Genomic DNA, 6,956 nt, shown 5'->3' on the forward strand with positions numbered 1-6,956 from the left:
TAGCGGCGTGATCGCATTTTTGCTCGTGATTATCGTGCTCGGTGCGGTGGTCGCAAACAACGTAGAAACGCTTAAAATTTTAAACACCGACGATACCGAGGCGCTTGGGATGATTATTTTTACGAAATATCTGGCGATTTTCGAGCTTGCAGCCGTGATGCTGCTTGTGGCGATGATCTGCGCTATCGTGCTTGCGCATAAGCAGATGGACGCGAGCCTGAGCTACGAAGAGAGCGAGGGGTAAAATGGGTCTAAATCACTATCTGATCGTTGCTGTGATGATGTTTGGGCTCGGGCTTGCGGGTATGATGAAGCGAAGAAATTTGATAATGCTCTTCTTTTCGAGCGAAATTTTATTAAACGCCGCAAATTTGGCCCTCGTCGCCGTGGCGAAATTTTACGACAACATAAACGGCGAAATTTTTGCGCTTTTCATCGTCGCAATCGCTGCGAGCGAGATGGCCGTGGGGCTTGGACTACTCATCTTGTGGTATAAGAAAACGGGCAGTATCGAACTTGACAGCTTCGTAAATTTTAAAAATCCTTCCAAGGATGGACCGGATGCTTGATACCGTTTTTGTATGGCTCTTAATCGCCCTTTTCGCACCGCTTGCCTCGGCGATCTTCGCAGGCGTTTTCATTCGCGCCAAAGATAAGATGTTTATTGGCGTAGTCTGCTCAGCGCTGGTGATTTTAAGTACTATCGCGTCGCTTGCTTTGATGGAGCTCATCTCTGACAACCGCCTAATCAGCGTAAGCTTAGCCGATTTCATAAGCACCGGATTTTTGGACGCAAAATTTAGCTTTCTTATCGATAGCGTAAGTGCGGTGATGATGGTGGTCGTGGGCATCGTTTCCAGCGTAGTGCACGTGTACTCGATCTACTATATGTGGGATGATGAAAACTTCGCTAAATTTTTCAGCTTCCTGGGGCTTTTCGTATTTTCGATGCTGGTTTTGGTAACGAGCGATAATTTTTTAGGGCTTTTCATCGGCTGGGAGGGGGTCGGACTCTGCTCGTGGCTGCTAATAGGCTTTTGGTATGATAGGAGCAATTACAGCTGGTGCGCCAACGAAGCTTTCATAATGAACCGCATCGCAGATCTTGGGATGTTGCTTGGAATTTTTTTGATCTATTTAAATTTTGGCTCGTTGCGCTACGAGGTGGTGTTTGCGAACGCAGCGAGCTTGGAGCCTGAAATTTTAACTCTGATCGCAGCACTTTTATTTATCGGTGCGATGGGCAAGAGCGCGCAGTTTCCGTTCCATACCTGGCTTGCCGACGCGATGGCGGGTCCGACGCCCGTGTCCGCGCTCATTCACGCAGCGACTATGGTTACGGCGGGCGTTTATCTGGTAATCCGCGCAAACGCGATTTTCGCGCTCGCGCCAGAAGTAAGTGGCTTTATCGTCTGCCTAGGCGCTTTCGTGGCGGTCTTTGCGGCATCGATGGCGCTGGTTCATAACGATCTTAAAAAAATCATCGCCTACTCCACGCTTTCGCAGCTTGGCTATATGTTCGTGGCTGCGGGGCTCGGGGCGTATTGGATCGCGCTATTTCATCTGGCGACGCACGCGTTTTTCAAAGCGCTTCTATTTTTGGGAGCGGGCAACGTAATGCACGCGATGAAGGATGATCTAAATATCCAAAATATGGGCGGATTATATAAGTTTATGCGACCTACGGCGATTTTAATGTGCATAGGCTCGCTCGCGCTTTGCGGATTTTATCCGTTCGCGGGCTTTTTTTCAAAAGATAAAATTTTAGAAGCGGCGTGGAGCGCGGACGCGTATTTTATCTGGGCGCTGCTGTTTGCGGGCGCTGCGATGACGACGTTTTACAGCGTGCGTCTGATAATGCTCGTGTTTTTCGGCAAGCAAAATTTTACCCACCATCCGCACGAGGCGAAAGGCTTCGCCCTTATCTCGATGGGCGTGTTAGCCGTGCCTGCGGTGATCGCGGGCTTTTTCGAGCACGATTTTGCGGAGTTCGTGCTTAGCATACTTCCGGGCTTTAAAGCTTCGATCCCGCACGGCGTGGAGGTAATTTTGATCGCCATAACGCTAGCGATGATAAGCGCGGTAGCGATCGGCACGATTTGGACATACAGCAAGGGCAAATTTAGCCAAAATTTAAAGAGTTGCAAATTTTATAAAATTTTGATCGCGCAGTATTTTATCCCGCAAATTTACGAGCGCGTGATCGTGCGCGGATACGCTAAGCTTAGCGAGATCTGCGCTAAATGCGACGGCGCGATCATAGACGCCAGCGTCGATCTGATCGCTCGCGTGGCGGTAAAAAGCGGCGAAGGGGCGGATCGCGCGAGCAATAGCGGAGATTTGAGCGCAAATTTAAGGTGGATGGTTTTGGGATCTTTCATTTTGCTGATTTTGGCGTTTGCGCTGTGAGGTGGGCATGGAATACTTTTTAAGTTTGGTTATATTTTTTCCGGCGGTAGCTGCGGTTTTAGGCTTTTTGATCGACGAAGCGAGCATCAAGACCTACGCCGTTACGATGAGCTTTATAGAGTTCGTGCTTTCGCTCGTTTTGTGGATACTCTACGAGCCGGTGGACGGCATCGCGTTTAGCGTGCTGCACCCTTTTATAAGCGAATACGGCATCAACTACTTCATCGGCGTGGACGGAATTTCGCTGTTTTTAGTGATCCTAAGCACGCTGGTTACATTTTTGGCGCTGCTTAGTCTAAGCATTAAAGAGCGCACCAAAAATTTAATCATCTGCATTCTGTTTTTAGAGATGACGATGGTGGGCGTTTTTGTGGCGCTGGATGCGATTTTGTTTTACATCTTTTGGGAGCTTTCGCTCATTCCGATGCTCTACATAATCGGCGCATGGGGCAGCGGCAAGAGAATTTACGCCGCGGTGAAATTTTTCATCTACACCTTTCTAGGTTCGATGTTTCTACTCGTAGGACTCGTAGCGATGAGCTATTTCTATCACGAGGCTACGGGCGAGTATAGCTTTAATATCCTAAACTGGCAGAACTTGTCGCTGCCGCTTAGTACGCAAATTCCTCTATTTTTGGCATTTTCGGTCGCTTTTGCGATCAAGACGCCTTGCTTTCCTTTTCATACCTGGCTTCCGTACGCGCACGGGCAGGCCCCTACGATAGGCTCGGTTCTGCTTGCCGCGGTGCTTCTTAAGATGGGCATCTACGGCTTTGTGCGATTTTCGCTGCCGCTATTTCCCGACGCGAGCGTGCATTTTAGCGGGATGATGTGCGCCGTAGCGATCGTTATGATCATCTATGCGAGCTTCATCGCCTTTGCGCAGAAGGATATCAAACAGGTTATCGCGTATAGCTCGATTGCGCATATGGGCGTAATAATGCTTGGAATTTTTTCAATGAGCCGCGAAGGAATGAGCGGCGCGGTATTTTTGATGATAAGCCACGGCATAGTAAGCGGCGGGCTCTTTATGCTCGTAGGCTTTTTATATGACCGCAGGCATACGAAGCTTTTCAGCGAGTTCGGCGGGCTTGCGCGAGTGATGCCGCTTTATGCGTTTTGTTTTTGCGTCGTGCTGCTAGGCTCGATAGGCCTCCCACTTACGATCGGCTTCGTGGGAGAATTCTTAAGCCTTGCGGGGATTTTTAAAATAAGCTTTAGCTATGCGCTTTTGGGCGGGCTCGGCATCATAATGGGCGCAATCTATTCGATGAATCTTTATAAAAAGACCTTCTTCGGCGCGCTCGTGCATGAGGAGAATAAAAAGCTAAGCGATCTAAACAGAACCGAGCTTTGCTCTATCGTCCCGATCTGCGTGCTGGTGGTAGTGCTCGGCGTCGCGCCGAATCTGATGCTAAAAAGTATCGAGCCCAGCGTGACGCAAAGCCTTGAGCTGATGTTTAATAAAGCCTCTCAAACCGCGACTCGTGCCTATATGGAAAAAGCAAATTTTAAGGTAAGAAGCGATGCAAAATAATCTTTTAAATTTAGCCTCGATCGCGCCTATGGCGATACTCGGAGGATTTGCCCTGCTGATGCTCGCAGTTTCGCTTTTTGCGCGCACGTTATCGTATAAATTTTACGCCGTCATCACAATACTAGCTCTAGCTCTCGGCTTCGGGCTCGTTTTTGGATACAACAGCGGCATACGCGGGCTTTTCGACGTGATGCTGGTGGACGGAATCGCGACGCTATCGATGCTTATCATGCTCGCAGGCTCGATATTTTTCATCTTTCTATCTTTGGGTGCAAGAAGCGCGCACGAGTACCACACGGCGGAGTTTTTCGTGTTGTTTTTATTCGTGCTCGTGGGCTATGAGTTTATGGTCGCGAGCGAAAATTTAATGATGATCCTCGTTGGGCTTGAGACGGGCTCGCTGGCGCTTTATACGCTAATCGCGCTGCATAATCGCGCCAGATCGATCGAAGCGGCGCTAAAATACTTCATAATGGGCGCGCTGGGATCGGGCTTTTTCGCATTCGGCGCGGCGATGTTTTTTCTATCGACCGGCTCTATGGAAATTTCAAATATCGCACAGATCGCCAAGAGTTCAAATTTACAAACCAACGTCCTGCTTTTCGCCGCCTGCTCATTTATGATCGTCTCGATAGGATTTAAGCTCTCGCTGATCCCGTTTCACACCTGGACGCCCGACGTTTACGAGGGTGCGAGCTCCGCTATGGCAGGCTTTTTGTCCGTCGTGCCCAAGATCGCGGGCTTTGTCGTGGCGATCAGGCTGTTTGAAGCTCTGGGAAGCATCGGCGTGCAGTGGCTAAACATCGTACTCTACGCCGTTGCGGTGCTTACGATGAGCTTAGCGAACCTTATGGCGCTCGTGCAGCGCGACGTCAAGCGGATGCTGGCTTTCAGCTCCGTTTCGCACGCGGGCTTCGTGCTTTGCGCGATCGTGATCGGCTCGACGCAGGCAAACGCCGCACTTTTCACCTACTGGATACTATATGCCGTAGCAAATCTCGGTGCGTTTGCATTCGTCTGGTGCGTGCGGCAAAGGCGCGCCCGCTCGTTAAATTTAAAATTTAAAACCCAAAACCCCGCTTTAAATTTAAACGCAAACGGCGAGAGCTCTATCTCAAACGCAAAGCTCTCTTTTTCGCAAAATCACGAGCCGAGTTTTGTCGGGGAGTTAAATTTAGGCGCGAGCTGGCAAGATTCAGCCTGCGCCGAGTGGAGCGTTAAAGCGAGTGAGCTAAATTCTAAAGCAGGCGAGCAAAATTTTAAAGCGAGCGAGCTCGGCGCGGAAGCGAGCCTTTTCGGCACTGAAGCTTGCGAGCCAGGCGCCGAAATTTGCGAGCAAAGCTCCAAGTTCGCGGCTCGCTTCGAGCATCCGTTTGAGAAATTTGACGGTCTGATCCACACCCATCCGCTCTTTGCGCTATGCGCGGCGATCTTTATGCTCTCGCTTGCGGGCATTCCGCCGTTTAGCGTGTTTTGGGGCAAGATGTATCTGCTAAGCGCCGCGGTCAATTCGGGCTACTTTGCCCTCGCCGTTATCATGGCGGTAAATAGCGCGCTCGCACTGTACTACTATCTGCGCCTCATCGTGCGTATGTTTTTGCACGAGCCGCGAGAGGACGCGGAGCTTGACGGCTCGCTGAGCGCGGTTTCGGTGCAGATAAAATTTGCCGTCGTGCTAGCTAGCGTGGCGTGCGTGTTGGCGCCGTTTTTAGTGAAATTCCTAACCGGCGCGGTAAATAATTTCGTCTTTTTAAGCGGGTATTAAGAGTTATTTTTTTAAGCGAATGAGATGAAGAATTCCAAAGAGTGGCTAGATGATTTAAAATCAAGAGGGTTCATAGGTAAAGATGTAGAACTTGCCAATATCGCGGAACATATTGACAAGGAAAACGGAAAGTATATTATTAAAAATTTTTATGGCTCTCCAATAGATCGCGTATTGAATTTAACTAAGATTATTTGCGAGCTTGAGGTAGAATTCCAAAATTGTGATTTTTATAGTCTAAATATAACGGGAGTTATAGGAGAAAAAATAAGTTTTATTGGTTGTAAATTTAAAGAAGCAATCTCATTTGAAAATTCTAAATTTAAAAAATACGTTTCGTTTGAGAAATCTGAATTTAACAGCATTGTTGACTTTTCAAATTGCTTATTTGAAAAACCGGTAAATTTCGATAACTCTGACGAGAAAGAATATACAAAACCAATAAATTTTTCTAATGTTATATTCCAAGATAACGCTTATTTTAATAATATCGTATTTAATAATCATGCAGACTTCCATGGAGCCATATTTAAAAAAGTAGCATCTTTTTACGGCGTGCGATTTAAGGACTTTGTAAATTTTTCCGCCACTATATTTGAGGGAGATTTAAATTTAGTAAACTCTAAACTGGACTTTGAATATGAAGATTTGAAGCAAGCTATAATCAAAGCTGCAAAAAGCAGCTCTATTAAAGAGACGGCGAATGATTTCCGCGATAGTTTTAGGGTTTTAAAAAATATCGTAACTAAAACAGGGAACCATCTTGATGCTATAAGGTATCGCGTTTCTGAATTGTATTGTAAGGAGATAGAGCTAGAGGACGATCTTAAAGATAAAGAATCTAAAGATCCGGCAAGAAAGAATATTAAAAATTTTATAGATTTAATGCTATTAAAACTTTATCGTGTTACGAGCGACCATCATTCGAATCTCGTAAAGATCATTAATTTTGCCGTCACTATTGTAATGGTTTATGGAGTCTTAAATTTGCTTTTTCCTTGTTTGTATGTATGTTTAGAAGTCTGCTTGAAAAAAGAGGAGCTTAATCTGTTATTTCCTTTATTTGCTTTTATCTTTATAGCAGTTATGTTCACAATTCGGATTAGAGAGACAGACACTCAAATGTGGAAAGATCTCATAATTATCCCAATATTTCCAATCTTTCTTATCGCTATGTTCCAACTTATTTCCAGTTCTTTTTTACATTATTCATTTTTATCGGAATTAAATGATATCATCAATACT

The 6,956-nt window shown here is 46.6% G+C and carries 6 protein-coding genes; all 6 read left to right on the forward strand.

All coding sequences use genetic code 11. From position 1 onward, the window contains the following. Window positions 1-244 (forward strand): NADH-quinone oxidoreductase subunit J (locus tag Q0277_RS06130; protein ID WP_297996520.1); only part of this gene is annotated, 244 nt, incomplete at its 5' end. Window position 245: 1 nt separating this feature from the next. Continuing rightward, a complete protein-coding gene (nuoK, locus tag Q0277_RS06135; protein ID WP_297996522.1) occupies window positions 246-569 on the forward strand; it encodes an NADH-quinone oxidoreductase subunit NuoK in 324 nt (107 codons plus the stop codon). Continuing rightward, complete coding sequence (nuoL, locus tag Q0277_RS06140) at window positions 562-2,409, forward strand: NADH-quinone oxidoreductase subunit L (RefSeq protein ID WP_297996524.1); 1,848 nt, start codon at window positions 562-564, stop codon at window positions 2,407-2,409. Before nuoK ends, nuoL begins: the two co-directional genes overlap by 8 nt. Window positions 2,410-2,416: 7 nt before the next feature. Next, a complete protein-coding gene (locus tag Q0277_RS06145; protein ID WP_297996526.1) occupies window positions 2,417-3,946 on the forward strand; it encodes an NADH-quinone oxidoreductase subunit M in 1,530 nt (509 codons plus the stop codon). Beyond that, window positions 3,936-5,711: an NADH-quinone oxidoreductase subunit N gene (locus Q0277_RS06150; protein WP_297996528.1), complete on the forward strand. Its 1,776-nt coding sequence runs from the start codon at window positions 3,936-3,938 to the stop codon at window positions 5,709-5,711. Before Q0277_RS06145 ends, Q0277_RS06150 begins: the two co-directional genes overlap by 11 nt. 24 nt (window positions 5,712-5,735) lie before the next feature. Next, a partial coding sequence (locus Q0277_RS06155; protein WP_297996530.1) for a pentapeptide repeat-containing protein occupies window positions 5,736-6,956 on the forward strand: 1,221 nt, incomplete at its 3' end.

The sequence above is a fragment of the uncultured Campylobacter sp. genome, from assembly GCF_938030815.1.
Classification (GTDB): domain Bacteria; phylum Campylobacterota; class Campylobacteria; order Campylobacterales; family Campylobacteraceae; genus Campylobacter_B.

Excerpts from the sequence above, each read along its gene's own strand:
- nuoK (WP_297996522.1), top strand. The coding sequence starts at position 246 with ATGGGTCTAAATCACTATCTGATCGTTGCTGTGATGATGTTTGGGCTC.
- nuoL (WP_297996524.1), top strand. The coding sequence starts at position 562 with ATGCTTGATACCGTTTTTGTATGGCTCTTAATCGCCCTTTTCGCACCG.
- Q0277_RS06145 (WP_297996526.1), top strand. The coding sequence starts at position 2,417 with ATGGAATACTTTTTAAGTTTGGTTATATTTTTTCCGGCGGTAGCTGCG.
- Q0277_RS06150 (WP_297996528.1), top strand. The coding sequence starts at position 3,936 with ATGCAAAATAATCTTTTAAATTTAGCCTCGATCGCGCCTATGGCGATA.